The sequence below is a fragment of the Nonomuraea fuscirosea genome (assembly GCF_035917475.1).
GTDB lineage: Bacteria > Actinomycetota > Actinomycetes > Streptosporangiales > Streptosporangiaceae > Nonomuraea > Nonomuraea fuscirosea.
In genome coordinates this window covers 5,228,038-5,246,245 of record NZ_CP109074.1, presented here as the reverse complement: position 1 = coordinate 5,246,245, position 18,208 = coordinate 5,228,038, and the positions used below count along the sequence as shown (strand labels likewise).

General features: G+C 73.1%; 17 protein-coding genes. 9 read left to right on the top strand and 8 right to left on the bottom strand.

The genetic code is table 11. The features are described from left to right. Positions 1-176 precede the first annotated feature (176 nt). Complete coding sequence (locus OIE67_RS24055; RefSeq protein WP_326643982.1) at positions 177-3,008, top strand: NACHT domain-containing protein; 2,832 nt, start codon at positions 177-179, stop codon at positions 3,006-3,008. A gap of 98 nt (positions 3,009-3,106) precedes the next feature. On the opposite strand, the gene OIE67_RS24050 is transcribed toward OIE67_RS24055, so the two are convergent. Genes OIE67_RS24050 through OIE67_RS24035 form a run of 4 tightly spaced genes read right to left on the bottom strand, consistent with a single transcriptional unit; the run spans position 3,107 to position 6,556 of the window. After that, positions 3,107-3,700, bottom strand: coding sequence for a response regulator transcription factor (locus OIE67_RS24050; RefSeq protein ID WP_326643980.1), 594 nt, complete (start codon positions 3,698-3,700; stop codon positions 3,107-3,109). Then, the gene (locus OIE67_RS24045; RefSeq protein ID WP_326643978.1) at positions 3,697-4,947 is read right to left on the bottom strand and encodes a sensor histidine kinase; all 1,251 of its coding nucleotides are present in this window, start codon (positions 4,945-4,947) and stop codon (positions 3,697-3,699) included. The genes OIE67_RS24050 and OIE67_RS24045 overlap by 4 nt, the downstream gene beginning before the upstream one ends. Then, a complete protein-coding gene (locus OIE67_RS24040; RefSeq protein ID WP_326643976.1) occupies positions 4,944-5,666 on the bottom strand; it encodes an ABC transporter permease in 723 nt (240 codons plus the stop codon). Before OIE67_RS24040 ends, OIE67_RS24045 begins: the two co-directional genes overlap by 4 nt. After that, a complete protein-coding gene (locus tag OIE67_RS24035) occupies positions 5,663-6,556 on the bottom strand; it encodes an ABC transporter ATP-binding protein (RefSeq protein WP_326643974.1) in 894 nt (297 codons plus the stop codon). Before OIE67_RS24035 ends, OIE67_RS24040 begins: the two co-directional genes overlap by 4 nt. 216 nt (positions 6,557-6,772) lie before the next feature. Here OIE67_RS24035 and OIE67_RS24030 point away from each other — a divergent pair, with 216 nt between their 5' ends. From OIE67_RS24030 to OIE67_RS24020, 3 genes are read left to right on the top strand one after another with little or no spacing between them, the layout of a single operon-like run. Further along, positions 6,773-7,660, top strand: coding sequence for a hypothetical protein (locus OIE67_RS24030; RefSeq protein WP_326643972.1), 888 nt, complete (start codon positions 6,773-6,775; stop codon positions 7,658-7,660). A gap of 33 nt (positions 7,661-7,693) precedes the next feature. After that, positions 7,694-8,626 (top strand): hypothetical protein, encoded by a 933-nt coding sequence (locus OIE67_RS24025; protein ID WP_326643970.1) that lies wholly within the window; start codon positions 7,694-7,696, stop codon positions 8,624-8,626. Between the two features lie 21 nt (positions 8,627-8,647). Further along, entirely contained in the window at positions 8,648-9,538 is an 891-nt protein-coding gene (locus OIE67_RS24020) for a hypothetical protein (protein WP_326643969.1), read from the top strand. On the opposite strand, the gene OIE67_RS24015 is transcribed toward OIE67_RS24020, so the two are convergent. Both OIE67_RS24015 and OIE67_RS24010 read right to left on the bottom strand, forming a co-directional pair. Beyond that, on the bottom strand, positions 9,523-10,680 hold the full coding sequence (locus OIE67_RS24015; RefSeq protein ID WP_326643968.1) for a UDP-N-acetylglucosamine--N-acetylmuramyl-(pentapeptide) pyrophosphoryl-undecaprenol N-acetylglucosamine transferase: 1,158 nt from the start codon (positions 10,678-10,680) through the stop codon (positions 9,523-9,525). The genes OIE67_RS24020 and OIE67_RS24015 overlap by 16 nt on opposite strands. 4 nt (positions 10,681-10,684) lie before the next feature. Continuing rightward, positions 10,685-11,500, bottom strand: a complete 816-nt coding sequence (locus OIE67_RS24010) for a formylglycine-generating enzyme family protein (RefSeq protein ID WP_407674909.1) — start codon at positions 11,498-11,500, stop codon at positions 10,685-10,687. A 141-nt stretch (positions 11,501-11,641) separates the two neighbouring features. On the opposite strand from OIE67_RS24010, the gene OIE67_RS24005 reads away from it, so the two are divergent. From OIE67_RS24005 to OIE67_RS23995, 3 genes are read left to right on the top strand one after another with little or no spacing between them, the layout of a single operon-like run. After that, a complete protein-coding gene (locus OIE67_RS24005) occupies positions 11,642-12,916 on the top strand; it encodes a cytochrome P450 family protein (RefSeq protein ID WP_326643964.1) in 1,275 nt (424 codons plus the stop codon). A gap of 9 nt (positions 12,917-12,925) precedes the next feature. Further along, positions 12,926-13,885: a Ppx/GppA phosphatase family protein gene (locus OIE67_RS24000; protein WP_326643962.1), complete on the top strand. Its 960-nt coding sequence runs from the start codon at positions 12,926-12,928 to the stop codon at positions 13,883-13,885. Between the two features lie 58 nt (positions 13,886-13,943). Then, positions 13,944-14,246 (top strand): hypothetical protein, encoded by a 303-nt coding sequence (locus OIE67_RS23995; protein WP_326643960.1) that lies wholly within the window; start codon positions 13,944-13,946, stop codon positions 14,244-14,246. 175 nt (positions 14,247-14,421) lie between these two features. On the opposite strand, the gene OIE67_RS23990 is transcribed toward OIE67_RS23995, so the two are convergent. Beyond that, positions 14,422-14,841: an ATP-binding protein gene (locus OIE67_RS23990; protein WP_326643959.1), complete on the bottom strand. Its 420-nt coding sequence runs from the start codon at positions 14,839-14,841 to the stop codon at positions 14,422-14,424. Positions 14,842-14,916: 75 nt separating this feature from the next. Continuing rightward, positions 14,917-15,486, bottom strand: a complete 570-nt coding sequence (locus OIE67_RS23985) for a TetR/AcrR family transcriptional regulator (protein WP_326643957.1) — start codon at positions 15,484-15,486, stop codon at positions 14,917-14,919. A 94-nt stretch (positions 15,487-15,580) separates the two neighbouring features. Between OIE67_RS23985 and OIE67_RS23980 the strand changes: the two genes are divergently transcribed. Both OIE67_RS23980 and OIE67_RS23975 read left to right on the top strand, forming a co-directional pair. Then, positions 15,581-17,155 carry an MDR family MFS transporter gene (locus OIE67_RS23980; RefSeq protein WP_326643956.1) on the top strand — a complete coding sequence of 525 codons (1,575 nt, stop codon included), beginning with the start codon at positions 15,581-15,583 and terminating at the stop codon, positions 17,153-17,155. A gap of 110 nt (positions 17,156-17,265) precedes the next feature. Continuing rightward, positions 17,266-18,195: a GNAT family N-acetyltransferase gene (locus OIE67_RS23975; protein WP_326643955.1), complete on the top strand. Its 930-nt coding sequence runs from the start codon at positions 17,266-17,268 to the stop codon at positions 18,193-18,195. Positions 18,196-18,208: the final 13 nt, after the last annotated feature.

The window sequence follows — 18,208 nt, the reverse complement described above, 5'->3', positions numbered from 1 at the left end:
GAGGGGCACTGACGGGCACTGACGGGCACTGACGGGCACTGACGGGCACTGACGGGCACTGACGGGCACTGACGGAACATGACAGGCAGGTAACGTTCGGATCGTCCTGGTTCAAGATCCTGCGCCGATCGGGGCGTTCAGCGCATGATGGGACATCCCCCTCCCCGGGAGAAGGCATGATCGAGACCCCGAGCTACGCCGACGCCCTGCGGATCCTCGGGTGCAAGGACGGCAGGCTCGTCAAGGTGATCGGACTGGCCTCGGCCGCCGAGCGCACCGGCTGGGCCCTGGCCGGCGGACCACGGCTGACGATGAACCTGCGCGACCTGCGCGACGGCGTCATCGCGTACGGCGAGGACGTCGTCCGCCGCATGCCGGAGCTCAAGACCGGCGTCGACCGCTTCACCCGCACCCAGCGGCTGGCCGCGGCGCACGCCGCGGTCGTCGTGGCGGCCTACTTCGAGGCGCTGGGCGAGGCGCAGCTGCCCTTCACCCTCGGCCAGCTCGACCGCGGCGAGCGGATCTCCCACGGCGTGCCGACGGCCGAGCGCTTCGCCGGGCTGGTCGTCGCGCTGCTGCTGGAGCGGCTGCCCACGCCCGAGCCGCACGTGCCCTACGCCGAGACCCGTCAGGCCGTGGAACGTGCCTACCTGCGCATGTCGGACGCCTTGGGCGCTTACGTGCGCGGACTCGCCGTCTGGGATGAGTTGTCCACCGACGACCGGCTGTTGCTGCCCCGTCTGCTCGAAGAGGGGCCGCCCGCGCACGCGCTGCGCATCTACGACGAGGACTACCGGTCGCTGGCGCTCGAGAGCCACGAGTTCGGGGTGCGCAGCCTGGTCACCGAGACGCCGCCGCCCGCCACGGCGCTGTCGAGGGTGGCCTGGCTGCTGGCCGAGCTGGCGCCGCCCCGCGTGGGCGACCGTCCCCTGATCCACCAGGTGCGGATGGCCGCCAACGCGCTCGACCGGCCGCTCCTGCTGGCCGGCAAACATCCGGAGGACGTCTCGCTGCCGCTGCTCGGCGAGGGCTACCTGAGCCCGCGCTGCCGGGTGGCCGAGCTGACCCGCGACTCCCTGCCCGCCCTGCGGAGCTGGTGGGACGACCAGCGGCTGCTCGCCGACACCGAGGCGTTCCTGGCCGGGCACCTCACCTCGCTGCGCGCCACCCAGGCGCCGCTGCTCGTGCTCGGGGAGCCGGGCTCGGGCAAGACCAAGCTGGCCGAGGTGCTCGGCGCGCGGCTGGCCAGGTCGGAGTTCCTGCCGATCAGGGTGGAGCTGCGCGCCGTACGGGCCCGCGCCGGAGTGGTCGAGCAGGTCGAGCAGGCCGTCGCGGAGGTGCTGGGGGAGGAGGTCTCCTACGCCGACCTGGTCGCGGCGGGGGACGGCGCGATGCCGGTGATCCTGCTGGACGGGTTCGACGAGCTGGTGCAGGGCGAGCTCAGCCGCTACGACTACCTGGAGCGGCTGCGCGAGTTCCAGGCCAGGGAGGCGGCGCAGGGCAGGCCCGTCGCGGTCATCGTGACCGGCCGCACGGTGGTGGCCGACCGGGTCCGCTTCCCCGCCGGGCTGCTCGCGCTGCAACTGCAGCCGTTCGGCGACGACCAGGTACGCCAGTGGCTCGACATCTGGGACCAGGCCAACCGCGCTCTGCTCGCCCGGCGCGACCTCAAGCCGCTGCCCGCAGAGGCGGCGCTCGCGCACGGCGAGATGGCCCGCCACCCGCTGCTCCTGCTGCTGCTCGCCCTCTACGACGCCGGCGGCAACGCGCTCCAGCGCGAGCACGGGCCGCTCCAGCGGGCCCGCCTGTACGAGGTCCTGCTGCGCGACTACACCGAACGCGAGACCGGCGGCGCCCACCGCGTCGAGATCGACCAGGAACTCGTCCTGCTCGGCGCCGCCGCCCTGTCCATGCTGGCCAGGGGCAGCCAGGTCATCACCGACGAGGCGCTCCAGCGCGACCTGCCCGCCCTGTGCCACGGCGGCGAGGAGGAGCCGGGCGAGGAGGAGGAGCGGATCGACTGGGCCCGCAAGGCCACCGAGCGCTTCTTCTTCGTCCGCAGGAAGGGCCACGCGTTCCTGCACTCCACGTTCGGCGAGTTCCTGGTGGCCTGGCTGACCATGTACGCGCTGCGCGACCTCGACCGGCGCAGCCGCCTGGCCGGGGACGAGCCGCTGGTCCTGGCCCAGGCCGTGGACGACGACCTGCTGTACGCCGTCACCTCCCACTCGTGCCTGGCCGAACGGGGGCCGACGGTCGGCTTCATCCTGGAGCTGCTGGACCAGGTGCCCTCGGAGGTGCGGGCCCGCTGCGTGGACCTGCTGGCCGGGCTGCTGCGCCGCTCCCTCTACGAACGGCCCAGGCGGCACTTCACCGGGTTCCGCCCGGTACGCCACACGATGACCCGGCGGCTGGCCGCGTACTCGGCGAACCTCACCCTGCTCGTCGTCGCCGCCTCCGAGGAGCCCGTACGGGTCTCCGCGATCCTGCCGGGACCCGACCCCATGGAGCGCTGGTCCTCGCTCACCCACCTGTGGAAGGGCCAGCTCGGGCAGGAGGGCTGGACCGGGCTGGTCGCCGCCCTGTCGGCGCACCGGGTGTGGGAGGACGGGCAGGAGGACGTCGTGCTCGGCGGCGGCACCGAGCCGACCGGCATGGGGGACGTCGTCGTCGCGGTCGCCACCGGGCACGCGCCCCGCCACCGCCGGCTGCTCGACCTGCTGCTGCGGGCGCTGGGGGAGGGGCGGGCGCTGCCGTACGCCGACCGGGTCGGCATCCTGGAGGAGCTGCTGCGTACGGTCGCGGTCCGGTCACCGGCCATGCACCAGGCCCTGGGCGCCATGTGGAACGAGGAGGGCGCCGATCGCGCCGGGCTGCGGCCCCTGCTCCAGGCCCTGCTCGCCGATCCGGCCGGGCGGATGGAGACGTGGGAGCAGCTGGTCAAGTCCGGCATCCCGGAGACGGCCCTGTGGGAGATCCACCAGAACGCCCTCATGCCCGGCGACTGACCGGTCCCTCCCGGCCCGGCCCGCCCCGGCCCGCCCCGGGCCGGCCCGCCTCGTCGCGGCGGGTCTCCCGTGACGATCACATCAGCGCGCCCGGCGGGTCAGAGCCAGCCGCGTGACTCCGCCACCCGTACCGCCTCGGCGCGGTTGCGGGCGCCCGTCTTGCCGATCGCCGCGGACAGGTAGTTGCGCACGGTGCCCTCCGTGAGGAACAGCCGCCTGGCGATGTCCGCCACGGTGGCCTCGCCCGCCGCCACCCGCAGCACCTCCGCCTCCCGCTGGGTGAGCGGGCTGGGGCCGGTGGTGAGCGCGGTCACGGCCAGCCGGGGATCGATGACCCGCTCGCCGGCCACCACCCGCCGCACGGTGGCGGCCAGCTCGGCGGCCGGGGCGTCCTTGACCACGTAACCGGCCACGTCTGCGTCGAGCGCCCTGCTGAGGTAGCCGGGGCGGCCGAACGTGGTGACGATGACCACGCGGTGGCCGCGGAGCTGCTCGGCGACCGCCAGGCCGGACATCCCGGGCATCTCGATGTCGAGGAGGATCACGTCGGGCGCGTGCTCCCGCGTCGCGGCCGCCACCTCGTCGCCCCGGCCGACCTCGGCCACGACCTCGATGTCGTCCTCCAGCGAGAGGAGCGCGGCCAGGCCGCCTCTGACGAGGTCCTGGTCGTCGGCGATCAGCACCCGGATCACGGCCCACCCGCCCGCGTCGCGTTCGCCCGCGCCGCATTCGTCGGCGTCGGGTTCGCCCGCGTCGTATCCACCCGCGCCACATCCGCCTGGTGTGCCTCCAGCGGGACGCGCACCCGCAGCAGATAGCCGCCCTCGGGCCGCGGCCCCGCCTCCAGCCGCCCGCCCGCGGCCCCGACCCGCTCAGCCAGCCCGGCCAGCCCGCTCCCCGCCCGCTCACCGCTCCGGGCGGGCACGCCATCGTCGTCTCCGACCGCGGTGGCCGGGGTGGGGTGGCCGTCGTCGACCACCTCCAGAGCGGCCGAGGTCTCGTCCAGGCGCAGGGCGATGCGGCAGTGGCGGGCGCGGCTGTGGCGCAGGACGTTCGTGGCGGCCTCCCGTACGGACCAGGCGAGCAGGGCTTCGGCGGCGGCGGGAATGGGCCCGTCGGCGGGGGACACCGTCACCTCGATCCCGGCCACCCCCAGATTACGGCTCGCCCCCTCCAGTTCCTCCGACAACGACGGCGCCCGGTACCCCGTGATCGTCCGCCGCACCTCGTCGAGCGCCCGCCGGGCGGCCCCTTCCACCTCGCTCATCTCGGCGGCGGCCCGCCCGGGGTCGGCGGGCGCCAGCCGGGCGGCGAGCTGGCTCCTGATCGTGATCGAGGTGAGCGTGTGCCCCAGGGTGTCGTGCAGGTCCCTGGCGAAGCGCAGCCGCTCGTTCTCCACGGCCAGCCGGGCGACCTCCGCCCTGGCCGCGTCCAGCCGGGCCACCAGCAGGCCCATGTGCCGCAGGCTGTGCACGGCGCCGGCCTGCGCGGCGATGACGAGCGGCACCCACCAGACCTGGGCGAGCGGCGCCCCCGAGACCAGCAGAGCGGTCACCTCCACGGCGGCGGTGGCGGCCGTCGCCGCGGCGAAGGCCCCGGTGGGCAGGGTGGCGGCGAAGGCGCTGACCGCGTACACGAACGACGTGTACGCCCACGGCGGCCCGAACAGCGGCAGCAGCGCCAGCCCCGACCCCGCCAGCCCGGCCACCGCCCACGGGTTCGACGTCGTGGCCCGGGAGCTCAGCATCCGCCACATGATCGCCACCCAGCAGGCCGCGAACACCGTGACCCCGCCCAGCGCCGCGAACACGGCGAGGGGCCCCGGCCCCCGTTCCGTGAAGGCCCACAGCGGCCAGCCGATCAGCAGCAGCCAGGCGCACGCCCCGGCCCTGGCCGCCGTCCGTCCCTTGGCGAAGTCGAACTCCCGCACCGGCGTCACAACGCCCGACGGTAACGCCAGACGGCCAGTGCGCAGAAGAGCAGCGTCCAGGCGGCCAGCACGGCGAGCGAGGCCCCCGTCGGCGGCAGGCCGTCCAGCGCCCGCCAGCCGAGCGACCCCGCCTGGTAGGCCGGGCTGAGCTCGGCCAGCGCCCGCATCCCGGCCGGCATGGCCTGGACCGGCAGCCACAGCCCGCCGAGCACCGACATGGCGAAGTAGACGATCATCATGGCCAGGTTCGCGACCTGCCCCTTCAGCGTGTAGCCGAAGGCGACGCCGAGCGCCGCGAACGGCAGCACGCCGGCCCAGATCAGCACCACCAGGACGGGCCAGGTGCCGGCCGGCAGCCGGACGCCGGACAGCAGCGCCCCCGCGCCGAGCACCACGACGATGCTCGGCAGCACCGTCACCGCGCCGCTGACCAGCTTGGCCGTCACGTAGCCGTGCGCGGGCAGCGGCGTCACCGCGAGCTGGTCGAGCCAGCCCTTGCTCCGCTCCATCGCGATGGCGCCCCCGATGAACAGCGCGCCGCCCATCGCGCCGTACGTGGCCATCGACACCATCGAGTAGGCCGCGAAGTCGTCCGTCTGCCCGCGCGGCACCACGTCGAGCACCTTCGTCCACAGCAGGTAGAGCCCCAGCGGGAAGAACGTCAGCATGACCAGCCCCACCGGATTGCGTAACCCGCGCACCAGCTCCAGCCTCAGATACGACCTCATCGGCTCCGCCCTCCCGTCAGGCTCACGAACGCGCTCTCCAGGTCCACGCCCTCGATCCGCACGTCCCTGACGTCGTCGTAGCCGCGGAAGAGGGCGCGCAGCGTCGCGTCCGGGTCGCCGGTCCGCAGCCGCACCGCGCGGCCCTCCACGCTCACGTGACGCACGCCCGGCAGGAGCTCCAGCTCCGCGGGGTCGGCGTGCTCCAGCACGCAGCGCACCTCGTCGCCGCCGACCAGGGACTTCACCTCGGCCACCGAGCCGTCCGCGACGACCCGCCCGCCGGCGAGCAGCACGATCCGGTCGGCGTAGTCGTCGGCCTCGGTCAGGTAGTGGGTGGCGAAGACGGCCGTGCGGCCCTGTCCGGTCCTGGCCCTGATCTCCCGCCACAACGCCCGGCGGCCCTCCACGTCGAGCCCGACGGTCGGCTCGTCCAGCACGAGCAGCTCCGGGTCCCCGGCAACGCACAGCGCGAACCTGACCCGCTGCCGCTGCCCGCCGGACAGCCGCCCGACGGGCCGGCGGGCCAGCTCCTCGATGCCCGCCGCCCGCAGCGCCCGCTCAGGCGGCGGCGGGTCCGGGTACATCCCGGCCACCGCGGCCACCAGCTCACCCACCCGTACGTCCTCCAGCAGCCCCGACTCCTGCGGCAGCACCCCGACCCGGCCCGCCCGCAGCGCCTCGGCCGGCGGGCGGCCGAGGACCCTCGCGGTTCCCGAGGCGGGGGCGCGCAGGCCCAGCGCGATGGACAGCAGCGTGCTCTTGCCGGCCCCGTTCGGGCCCAGCACCGCCACCGTCTCTCCCCGGCCGACGTCCAGGTCGACGCCGCCGAGCGCGGTGATGGGGCCGTAGGTCTTGGTCACGGCCCGCAGTTCCAGCGCGTTTCCCTTCATGCGCCCAGCCTGACCGGGCAGGTGGGGGCGGGTGTAGTGCCGTATGTCAGCCGGGCCCGTATGACGGACGTCATGGGCTCGCCCGCGCGGCGGGGACCCCGCCGCTCCGGTCGCGGTTTCATCGGACTGTCCTTTCGGAGGCTGACACTCCGCCGAAATGGCACGTAATATCCACACATCACGAGCGTTGGGGGCGCCAGGGTGCCAGGACAGAACGTGGGTGTGGTCGTCGATCCGGGTGTGCCGCCGGAGATCGCCGGGCTGTTGCGGTCCAACGTCTCCTTACTGTCCAGGATCAGGGCCGGATGGGTGCCGCCCGCCGCGGCGGCGCCGCAGCGGCGCCGCGGTCCCTCCAGCGCGCTGCTGCTGGCCGCCACTCCCGTCGTGATCGCCCTCATGGCCGTCCTGCTCGCCTCGCCGGTCGCGCCCGCCGGGTTCGTGCTGCTCGGCACGTACGTCTTCATCGTCCTGGTGAAGATCGCCTCCATGAGCGAGGTGCCCGAGGACGACCGCCCGCACGAGCGCGGCGTCTACGAGCAGGCCCGCTGGTACGACGGCCGCTACCTGCTGCCGGAGGACTTCGACCACGACGCCAGGATGGTCCTGACCAGGGCCCAGCGCGCCATCGGTTCGGTCCTGCGCTCCCACGTCAACGCCGAGGGCATGCTGGACGACGCCCGCAACGCCGTCATGCTGCCCGCCCAGGAGTGGGAGATCGCCCGGCTGCTGGCCAAGCTGTCGGCGCTGCGCCTGGAGCACAGGGAGCTGCTGGCCAGGGGCATCGCCCCCGAGGTGGCCGCGGTGATCGAGCCGCTCGAACGCGCCCTGGTCAACAGCGAGGCCGCCGTGGTCGCCCGGGTCGAGGCGCTGGAGCGCTACGCCGGGCACGTCGCGGAGGCCGAGCGCGCCTACCACGCCCGCGGCCAGATCGAGGAGCTGCGCGCCCGGCTGCCCCGCTACGAGGAACTGCTCGCCGAGTCCGGCGCGGACAAGCTGGCCGTGCCGGAGATCGAACGGCTGGCGGAGGACGCCGACGTCCTGGAACGCACGTTGCGGCGCAGCGTCGACTCCGCGCACGAGGCGTTCCGCTACCTGGAAAGCTGACACCCGGACAGAAGGGCACATAGGATCGGTGACGTGGCCGGACGTCCTGCGAAGGTGATCGTCGATCCGGCGGTGCCCGACGACGTCGCGGGCCTTCTCCGCGACAATCGCAAGATCCTGCTGCGGGTCCAGGCCGGCTGGGAGCCCGCGCACAAGCGCCACCTGCCCGTGGCGGGACCCATGTCCAGCCGCACGTTCCGGCTCGTGATCACCCTGGCGGCCGTCGTGACGGCGCTCGGCGCGGCCGTGTACGGGCTCGTGCTCTTCGTCGCCGAGCGCTACACCCCCTTCGCGGTGATCATGACGGGGGCGGCGCTGCTGTTCGTCAGCGTGCTGCTGCGGCCCAGGACGGACGCCGAGGCGGAGCGGCGGCGGGCGCGCGAGCACGAGGTCTACGAGGCCGCCCGCCGGCACGAGGGCCGCTACGTGCTGCGCGAGCGGCTCGACGACCCCGCCAGGGCGCTCATGTCCCGCGCCCAGGCCGCCATCGACCAGGTCATGGCGTCCCACGTGAACGCCGAGGGCCTGCTCGACGACGTACGCAACGGCGTGATGCTGCCCGCGCAGGAGTGGGAGATCGCCCGGCTGCTGGCCAAGCTGTCGGAGCTGCGCGCCGAGCACCAGGAGGTCGTCTCCGAGGGCGTCACCCCCGAGGTGGCCGCCGTGGCCGAGCCGCTCGCCCACGCGCTGGACAGCAGCCAGCGGGCGGTGCTGGCCCGCGTGGAGGCCCTGGAACGGTACGCGGGCCACGTCGCCGACGCCGAGCGCGCCTACCGGGCCAGGCACCAGATCGAACGTCTCAGCTCCAAGCTGCACCAGTACGAGGAGCTGGTCGCGGAGTCGGGGGCGGACGGGTTCGCCGTGCCGGAGCTGGACCGGCTGACCGACGAGGCCGGCCGGCTCGAGCAGGCGCTGCGCGACAGCGTCAGCTCGGCACACGAAGCATTTCGACACCTCAACGACTGAATTACCTTAGGATCCGGATTCGTGGCGGATGTGGTGGTAGACCCCGGAGTGCCGCCGGAGGACGCCCAACTGCTCAGGGAGAGCCGGCGCGTACTGATCAAGATGCGCCACGGCTGGGTCCCCGAGCCGCGGCGATCGGCCTCCGGCCTGCGCGCCCGCAGGATCGCCTCGCTCGGCGGCGTGGCCTTCTTCGGCCTGCTCATGGGAGTGGGCTTCCTCGGCCGCGGCCTCGGCCTGCTGCTGCTCGTACTGCTCGGCATCCCGCTGATGATCGTGCTGTTCATCCGCAGCGACCTGGCGGAGGAGGACGACGACGAGGAGGACTACGAGCGGGAGGTCTACGAGCAGCTGCGCTGGTACGAGGGCCGCTACGTGCTCCCCGACGACCTCGACGAGTCCTCCGCCCGCATCCTGGGCCGCGCCCAGCGCGCCATCGCCTCCGTCACCGGCTCCCGGGTCAACGCCGAAGGGCTGCTCGACGACGTGCGCAACGCGGTCATGCTGCCCGCGCAGGAGTGGGAGATCGCCCGGCTGCTGGCCAAGCTGTCGGCCCTGCGCACCAAGCACAGGGAGACCGTCTCGCAGGGGCTCACGCCCGAGGTCGAGGCCGTGGCCGCACCCCTCGCCCGGGCGCTGGACAGCAGCGAGGACGCCGTGCTGGCCCGGGTCGAGGCGCTGGAACGGTACGCCGCCAACGTGGCGGACGCCGAGCGGGCGTACCTGGCCCAGCACCAGATCGAGGAGCTGCGCGGGCGGCTGCACCAGTACGAGGAACTGGTCGCCGAGACGGGGGCGGACGGGTTCGCCGTACCGGAGCTGGAACGCCTGGCCGAGGACGCCGACCGGCTGGAGCAGGCACTCCGGCGGAGCGTGAGCTCCGCCCAGGAGGCCTTCCGCTACCTCGACCCGTGAGCTCCCGCCGCGGCCGGGTGGTTCGCGGCGTCCAGCAGCACGTCGCACAGGGCGTCGGCCGCGTCCAGGCGCCCCAGCCCGGCCGCCGCCTGCCCCATCGCCTGCCGCAGCCCGGGGTCGGCCAGCAGCGGCATCAGCTCGGCCAGCAGCATGTCGCCCGTGGGCCGCGGTTCGAGCAGCGCCCGCGCCGCGCCCGCCGAGGCCAGGTAGCCGGCGTTCTTGCGCTGCTCGTCACCCCCGGTCGGGATGAGCGGCACCAGCACGGAGGGCTTGCCGATCGCGGTCAGCTCCGACACCGTGCCGGCCCCGCTGCGCGAGATCACCACGTCGGCCGCGGCGAACAGGTCGGGCAGCTCCTCGCCCACGTAGGGCACCGGATGGTAGCGGTCGGCCAGGTCAGGCGGCAGCGGCACCGCCCGCATCTCGTCGATCAGCGCGGGCCCGCACTGGTGCACGATCTGCGCGTGCCGCAGCAGCCGGGGCAGGATCTCCGCGATCAGCGTGTTGATCTGCCTGCTGCCCTGCGCGCCGCCCGTCACGTAGATCAGTGGCACCTCGAACGTCAGCCCGAACAGGTCGTAGGCCGCCGCCCGGTTGCCCTGCAGCAGCGCGGGCCTGATCGGGTTGCCGGTCACCACGGCCTTCGGCCGGGCCGAGGCGGGCAGGTAGTCGAGCGACGACTCGTGGGACAGCGCGATCCTGGTCGCCAGCCTGGCCAGGATGCGGTTGGCCAGCCCCACCACCGTGGTCTGCTCGTGCATCACCAGCGGCCGGCGGATCAGTTTGGCCGCCACCCCGATGGGGACCGCCACGTAGCCCCCCGTCGACAGCACCACGTCGGGCAGGTAGCGGGCGGCGTGCCCGACCGCCTGGAACACCCCCACCGGGATGCGGAAGACGTCGGCGATGTTGGTGCCCAGCTCTTTCAGGTTGGGGCGGCGGCGCAGCTTTCCCGTGGTGATCGCCTTGAACGGGATGCCGTGCTCGGCGGTGATCCGCGCCTCCAGGCCGCTGGCCGTGCCCACCCAGAGCACGTCGTGCGGCACCTGACGTCGCTGGACGGCCGACAGGGTCGTCAGGGCCGGATAGGTGTGACCACCGGTGCCGCCGCCGGTGATCAGCAGTCGCAGGGTTCGTGACATGCGATCAGAGTATGGCCGCACAGCGGAACCCCGTGTGCCCGGTCGAGGAGTCCGGCGTGTTCGAGGTGCGCGCGGCCACCCGGTAGCGGTTGCAGTAGGAGTCGTGGCACATGTACGAGCCGCCGCGGATCACCTTCCCCGGCCCCTGCCCGGGCCCCGTGGGATTGTCGGCGTACGGCTCCCACTCCGTGCCCCACCAGTCGGCGGTCCACTCCCAGACGTTGCCCGAGACGTTGTAGAGCCCGTAGCCGTTCGGCTGGAACGACTTGACCGGCATCGTCCCCTTGCTCGGCGCGGACGGGAAGGGGCCCTCCCAGATGTTGCAGCGGCGGCGGCCCTTCGGCGCCAGCTCGTCGCCCCACGGGTAACGCCTGCGTTCGAGCCCGCCCCTGGCCGCCGCCTCCCACTCGGCCTCGGTCGGCAGCCGCTTGCCCGCCCAGGTGGCGTACGCGGTGGCGTCGTTCCAGGAGACGTGGACGACCGGATGGTTCTGGCGGTCGCCGTTGGAGGAGCCGGGGCCCTCCGGGGTCCGCCAGGTGGCCCCCTCCACGCCCGCCCACCAGGGCGCGCCCGGCACGGTCGCGTCGATCACGCCCGCGCTGGCGAACTGGCGGAACACGAACGACCAGCCGATCCGCTCGGCCTCGGTGACGTAACCGGTGTCCTTCACGAACGTGGCGAACTGCGCGTTCGTCACGCACGCCGGATCGATCATGAAGGGGTCGAGCCTGACCTGCCGCACCGGCCCTTCGCCGTCCTCGGGCCGCCCGTCAGGATCGTCCCCGCCCACGAGGTACGTCCCGCCGGGAACGCGCACCATCCCGCGCGGCGCGGCCCGCCGCGCGGTGATCGTCACGGTCTCCTCGTACGGCCCGCCGGAGTCCTCCCTGCTCGGGCCACAACAAGCGCTCACCCAACCCCCAAACGTGTCACGACACCAAGGAAGGGTAGTCCCTGTACCATGCCCACGATCACACGGCCGGCGCGGGTGACGGCGGCCGAGTCGCTGGCCGTGGCCGCCACGCTGGTTCTGCCGGCCCTGGCGCAGGGGGTCGTGGTGCGGCGGCCCTCCATGGTGCGCCTGGCCGCCCTGAGCCGCGCCGAGGACCGCGCGATCAGGCTGTTGCGCCGGCTGCGCGCCGCGCACGGCGACGGCGCGCTGCTGGTGCCCGTGCCGGGGCGCGGGTGGGCGATGCTGCCGCTGTCCTCGCGCGACGTGCGCGCGGTGCTGGAAGACCGGGCGTTCAGCCCGGCCAGCGTGGGCAAACGGGGCGCGCTCGCGCACTTCCAGCCCGACGGCGTGCTGATCACCACCGAACGCGACCTGCGCGACCGCCGCCGCGCACTGAACGAACAGGTCCTGCGCACCGGCGGGGTCCCCGTCGCCGGGATCGCCGCGGAGGAGGCCGCCACGCTGCCCCGGCAGGGGACGCTGACCTGGCCGCTCTTCCACGCCGCCCACTGGCGGCTGGCGCGGCGGGTGGTGCTCGGCGACGGGGCCCGCCGCGACGTGACCCTCACCAGGCAGCTCGACCGGCTGCGCCGCGACGCCAACTGGGCCTGGCTGCGCGGGCAGCGCACCGACGTGCGCAACGCGTTCCAGCGGCGGCTGGCCGCCCACCTCGCCAGGGCCGAGCCCGCCAGCCTGGCCGGGGAGCTGGCCCGTACGGAGGCGGCGGCGGACGTGCACGCCGAGGGGCAGGTGCCGCACTGGCTGTTCGCCTACGATGCCGGCGCCATGGCCGCCTACCGCGCCCTGGCCCTGCTGACCACGCCCACGAGTCGCCGGGATCAGGGCTCCCGGGATCGCGGCGCGGAGGGGGAGGCGGGGGTGCCGGGGCCCGATCTGCTGCGGGCGGCCGTGCTGGAGTCCGTGCGGCTCTGGCCCACCACGCTCGCCATCCTGCGCGAGGTCACCGGCCCCAACCCCTGGGACCTCCCGGCGGGCACGACGGTGGTGATCTACAGCCCGTACGTCAACAGGGAGGAGCCCGGCGGCTCCTACCGGCCCGAGCTGTGGCTCGACGGTGGCCGGGACACCTGGGCGGGGGTGCCCTTCAGCGGCGGGTTCGCCCGCTGCCCGGGGGAGGACCTGGTGGTGTCCACCTCGGCCGCGCTGCTGGGCGCGTTCCTGCGCGAGCGCGAGGTCAGGCCGTCGGTCACCCTGGAGAACCCGATGCCCGTCACGTTCGATCACTTCCGACTGCGTTTCACGATAAAAGCCGCAAAACGGTAGCGTTTTCGCATGCGACTCGGCGTGCTGGACATCGGCTCGAACACCGTCCACTTACTGGTGGTCGACGCCCACCGGGGCGCCCGGCCCATGCCCGCCTACTCCCACAAGGTGGACCTGCGCCTGACCGAGCACCTCGACGAGGAGCACCGGCTGGGCGAGCGGGGCGTCGAACGGCTCGGCCGCTTCGTCGAGGAGGCCGTGCACCTCGCCGAGGACAAGGGCGTGGAGGAGCTGCTGGCCTTCGCCACCTCCGCCGTGCGCGAGGCGGCCAACGGCGAGCAGGTCCTCGCCCGGATCGACGAGCGCTGCGGCGTGCACATCGAGGTGCTGTCCGGGCGCGACGAGGCCCGGCTGACGTTCCTGGCCGTGCGGCGCTGGTTCGGCTGGTCGTCGGGGCGGCTGCTCGCCTTCGACATCGGCGGCGGCTCGCTGGAGATCGCCGCCGGCGTGGACGAGGAGCCCGACGCGGCGGTGTCGCTGCCGCTGGGCGCGGGACGGCTCACCCGCGACTGGTTCACCGGCGACCCGCCGCCCGCGGACGAGGTGCGCAAGCTGCGCAGGCACGTACGCGCCGAGATCGCCCGCAACGTCGGCGACATCGCGAGGTACGGGGTGCCCGACCGCGCGGTCGCCACCTCCAAGACCTTCAAGCAGCTGGCCAGGATCGCCGGCGCGGCGCCCTCCAGCGACGGCCCGTACGTCTCCCGCTCGCTGTCCCGCCAGGACATGGCCGACTGGGCCGGCAGGCTCACCACGATGGCCTCAGCCGAGCGGGCCCGGCTGTCGGGCGTGTCGGAGGGGCGGGCGGCGCAACTGGCCGCAGGGGCGCTGGTCGCGGACGCGGCCATGGACCTGTTCGAGGTGGACCGGCTGGAGGTGTGCCCGTGGGCGCTGCGCGAGGGAGTCATCCTGCGCCGGCTCGACGTGCTGCCCGGCCGGCTCGACCAGCGCGACGGCGCGGCGGAGTAAGCCCGATCTATCCCTCTTCGCTGGCATGAACTACTGGTGAGTGGGCATTTCACGCCGAATGATGACACTGCTCGGCGCGCTCGGGACCCTGGCGGTCGTCCTCCTCCTCATCGTCCTCGCGGTGCTGCTCATCGCGGGCGTCTCGATGGTCGTCCTGCTGGTGATGGCGGCCTCGCTGACCCGCTGGAAGGGGTGGTGGAACCGGCTGACCCGGCGCGACCCGGCCACGGGGGAGGCGGAGCCGGAGCCCGAGACGACCGCCGGGGAGGCGGAGCGGGAGCCCGGAACGAGGCCCGGCGAGGAGACGGCACCCACAGGGCTGCGGATGGAGCTGAGCGGAGCCCGGAGCTCCCGGTCATGAGGGTGGTGCGGGTCTCCGCACCACCACGGGGCCGTGCGGCGTCCCGGGGCCGGCATGGCCATGGGGGCGCGGGCCGGCGGGGCTTACGCAGTCCGGGCGCCGGACGCTCGTGCGGCCTGAGCCCGGATGCCGCCCGCCAAGGGCCTGAAGTGGTCGCCTGATGCCTAGGAGGCGACTAGGTGGTCATCAGATGCTGCCCGGCCGCCCCCGGCGCGTACCGCAGGCGTTTCTCCAGGCAGACCACCGCTCCGTGTTCTCTTCTGTTGGTGAATCGGATGTCGTCGGCGAGCGCGCGCATGATCTGCAGCCCGCGTCCGTGCTCGGAGCCGGGCTCGGGCGCGGACACCTTCTCGGCGTCGAATCCGTCGCCGGTGTCGACCACCCTGATCACGCACAGGTGGTCGTGCACCGACGCGCTGACCGTGTAGTCGTCGCTCGGCGCCGCGTGCTTGATCACGTTGGAGCACGCCTCGGTGAGCATGAGTTCGATGTCGTCGCGGATCTGTGGCTCGACGCCGAGCGACCGCAGCGTGCCGTCCAGCATCTGCCTGATCAGCGGGACGCTCGCCGCATCCCTGGGCAGTCGGAGCGCCATCGTAGCCTCCACCGCACCTCCTTACGTCCGGATGCGTGCGGTGCTCCTGCCCTCAAACCCCTGCGGCAATCGTCCTCAGCGATCGGGGGCCCCGGAGCCGGCGGGCTCCAGCAGGCGGAAGGCCACCTCCAGGCAGGCTTTGTGGATCTCGTCCTCGGACAGCTCGCCCTCCTTCAGCAGCCACTTGCCCGCGTGCATGGCGAACAGCGCCAGCGAGTGGCTGACCCGCTCGGCGGGGGTGGCGTCCGGCTCGCTGATCTGCGAGGTCAGCTCGATCATCCGCTCGCGGATCCTGATCAGCGTGGGATGGTCGCGCAGCGCGGTCTGGTTGCGCTCCATGAACCTGGAGATCCCGAGGTGCCGCTCGCTCCTGACGCTCTCCGCGTAGCGCGTGACCAGCTCACGGCGCATCTCCGGCGTCCGCGGCCGGCTCCTGACCCACTCGAGCAGCTCCTCCAGCTCCTCCAGGCGCTTGTCGACCAGGCTCGTCACGATGTCGTCCTTGGTCTTGAAGTGGTAGTAGAGCGCGGCCTTCGTCACCCCGAGCTCCTCGGCGATCTCCCGCAGCGAGGTCGCCTCGTATCCCTGCTCGGTGAAGAGCCTCAGTGCGATCTCCTGGATCCGGGTTCGCGTGTCTTCCCGCACTTCGCACCTTTTCGACTTGACGGCCGGCAAGTAAGTATCTACATTCTACGCTTGCCGGTCGGCAAGTAAGTACAGGGACACGGGGGTGTGTGTGGTGGCGGAAACAGTCGGACGACGCCGCGAGGTCATGGTCGTCCTGCCCGGCTTAATGCTGGCGATGGTCCTGGCCATGCTGGACAACATGATCGTGGGCACGGCCATGCCGCGCATCGTGGGCGAGCTCGGCGGGCTGACCCACCTGTCCTGGGTCGTGACCGCGTACGTGCTGGGCACCACCGTCTCGACCCCCATCTGGGGCAAGATCGGCGACCTGTACGGGCGCAAGAACATCTTCATCATCTCGGTCGTCATCTTCATGGCCGGCTCCGCCCTGTGCGGCATGGCCGGCTCCGACCTGCTCGGCGGCCCCGACGGCGGCATGGCCGAGCTCATCGCCTTCCGCGCCGTGCAGGGCCTGGGCGCCGGCGGCCTGATGGTCAACGTCATGGCCATCATCGGCGACCTCGTCCCGCCCCGCGAGCGCGGCCAGTACCAGGGCATCATGGCCGGCGTCATGTCGCTGGCGATGTTCGCCGGGCCCCTGGTCGGCGGCTTCATCACCGACCACCTCGACTGGCGCTGGGCCTTCTACGTGAACCTCCCGGTCGGCGCGGTCGCGCTCGTCCTGCTGGTGCTGACGCTGCGCCTGCCGCGGGTGGAGCGCGGCGACGTGCGCATCGACTGGGCGGGCGCGGTCCTGCTCTCGGTGAGCATCACCGCGATGGTGCTCATCACCACCTGGGGCGGCAACGAGTACGCCTGGGGCTCCTGGCAGATCCTCGGCCTGGCCGCGCTCGCGGTCCTCACGCTGGTGCTCTTCATCATGGTCGAGCGCAAGGTCGCCGAGCCGATCATGCCGCTGCAGCTGTTCCGCAACCGCAACTTCACCCTCATCTCGGCCATCGGCTTCCTGCTCGGCTTCGCCATGTTCGGCGCGATCAACTTCCTGCCGCTGTTCCAGCAGATGGTGCAGGGCGCCACGGCCACCAACTCCGGCCTGCTGCTGCTGCCCATGATGGGGGCGGCCATGGTCGTGTCGCTCTTCGTGGGCAGGGCCATCACCAGCACGGGGAAGTACAAGATCTACCCGGTGATCGGCGGCGTGGGGATGGCCGCCGGCATGGGGCTGCTGTCCACCATGGGCGTCACCACGCCGTCCTGGACGACCGGCGTGTTCATCGCGGTGCTCGGGATCGGCATGGGCTTCCTCATGCAGACCACGATGCTCATCGCGCAGAACAGCGTCGAGCAGCGGGACCTGGGCGTCGCCAGCAGCGCCTCCACGTTCTTCCGGTCGATCGGCGGCTCGTTCGGCGTCTCGCTGTTCGGGGCGATCTTCAACAACCACCTGCTGTCGGAGCTGACCGGGCGGTTCGGCCCCGAGGCGGCGGAGCGCATGGCGACGGCGGGCGCCCGGATGGACCCGGCGGCCGTCGCGCAGATGCCGGCCCAGACGCGCACGGGGCTGCTGGAGTCGCTGGCCGCCTCGATCTCCGGGGTGTTCTGGTGGGCCATCGCGTTCGCGGTCGTCGTGCCGGTGCTGGCGGCGTTCATCAAGGAGATCCCGCTGCGCGGCGCCGTCCCGGTGGACGCCTCGGAGGACAAGACGGTCGCCCCCGCGGCGGGCTGACGGCGGTCGGACGGCCCGTCGGGCAGGCGGGCTGACCTCGCTCCGTACAGGGGGAAAGGCCGGCGGAAAACGGGAGGCGCGCGGCGGCGGGGGCGGGGACAATCCCTCCCATGCACACCATCAGCCGGCCGCGGCCCGACGACGCCGGGGCCATCCACGAGCTCGTCGCCGCCAGCGACACCGCGGTGATCGGGGCATCGGACTCGACGCTCGAGGACATCGCGGACGATCTCGTCGAGCCCGGCTTCGACCTCGACCGGGACGCGTGGCTGGCCCGCGACCCCGGCGGCCGGCTCGACGGCTGGGCCTGGGTGGTCCGCAACGGCGAGAGCGACCTCATCGACGTCGAGGTGATCGTCCGTCCCGGCGTGAGCGGGCTGGAGGAGCGGCTGTGGGAGGCCGTGCTGGCCCGCGCGGCCGAGCACCGGACGGACGGCGGTCTCGACGCCGTCACCCTGCACGTCGGCGTCTACCGCGCCGACGAGGCCAAGCGGGCGCGGATGCGGGAGCGGGGCTTCGAGCCGGGCACCAGCTACCACCGCATGCGGATCGACCATGACGGGCCGCTGGAGCCGCCCGCCGCGCCGCCCGGGCTGACGCTGCACTCGGGGCTGGACGAGGAGGTGCGCCGCGAAGGGCACCGCGTCTACCAGGAGGGCTTCGCCGAGCACTTCGGCTTCGTGACGACGCCCTACGAGCGGTGGCACGAGCGCAGGGAGGCCATGAGCGTCACCGACTGGAGCCAGCTGGCGCTCGCCCGGATCGACGGCCGCCCGGCCGGGGTGGTGATCGGCAACGACGCGTTCCTGAGCGACGAGGGCTGCGGCTACGTGGCCACGCTGGCCGTGCTGCCCGAGTTCAGGGGCAGGGGCCTCGGCAGGTTCCTGCTGCGGCACGCCTTCGCCGCCGACGCCGCCGCCGGGCGCAAGGGCACGATCCTGCACGTCGACTCCAACAACACCACCCCGGCGCTGGGCCTGTACGAGTCGGCGGGCATGCGCCGGATCATGGCCATCGACGTCTGGCGCCGCCGCCTGTGACCTGGCCCCGATG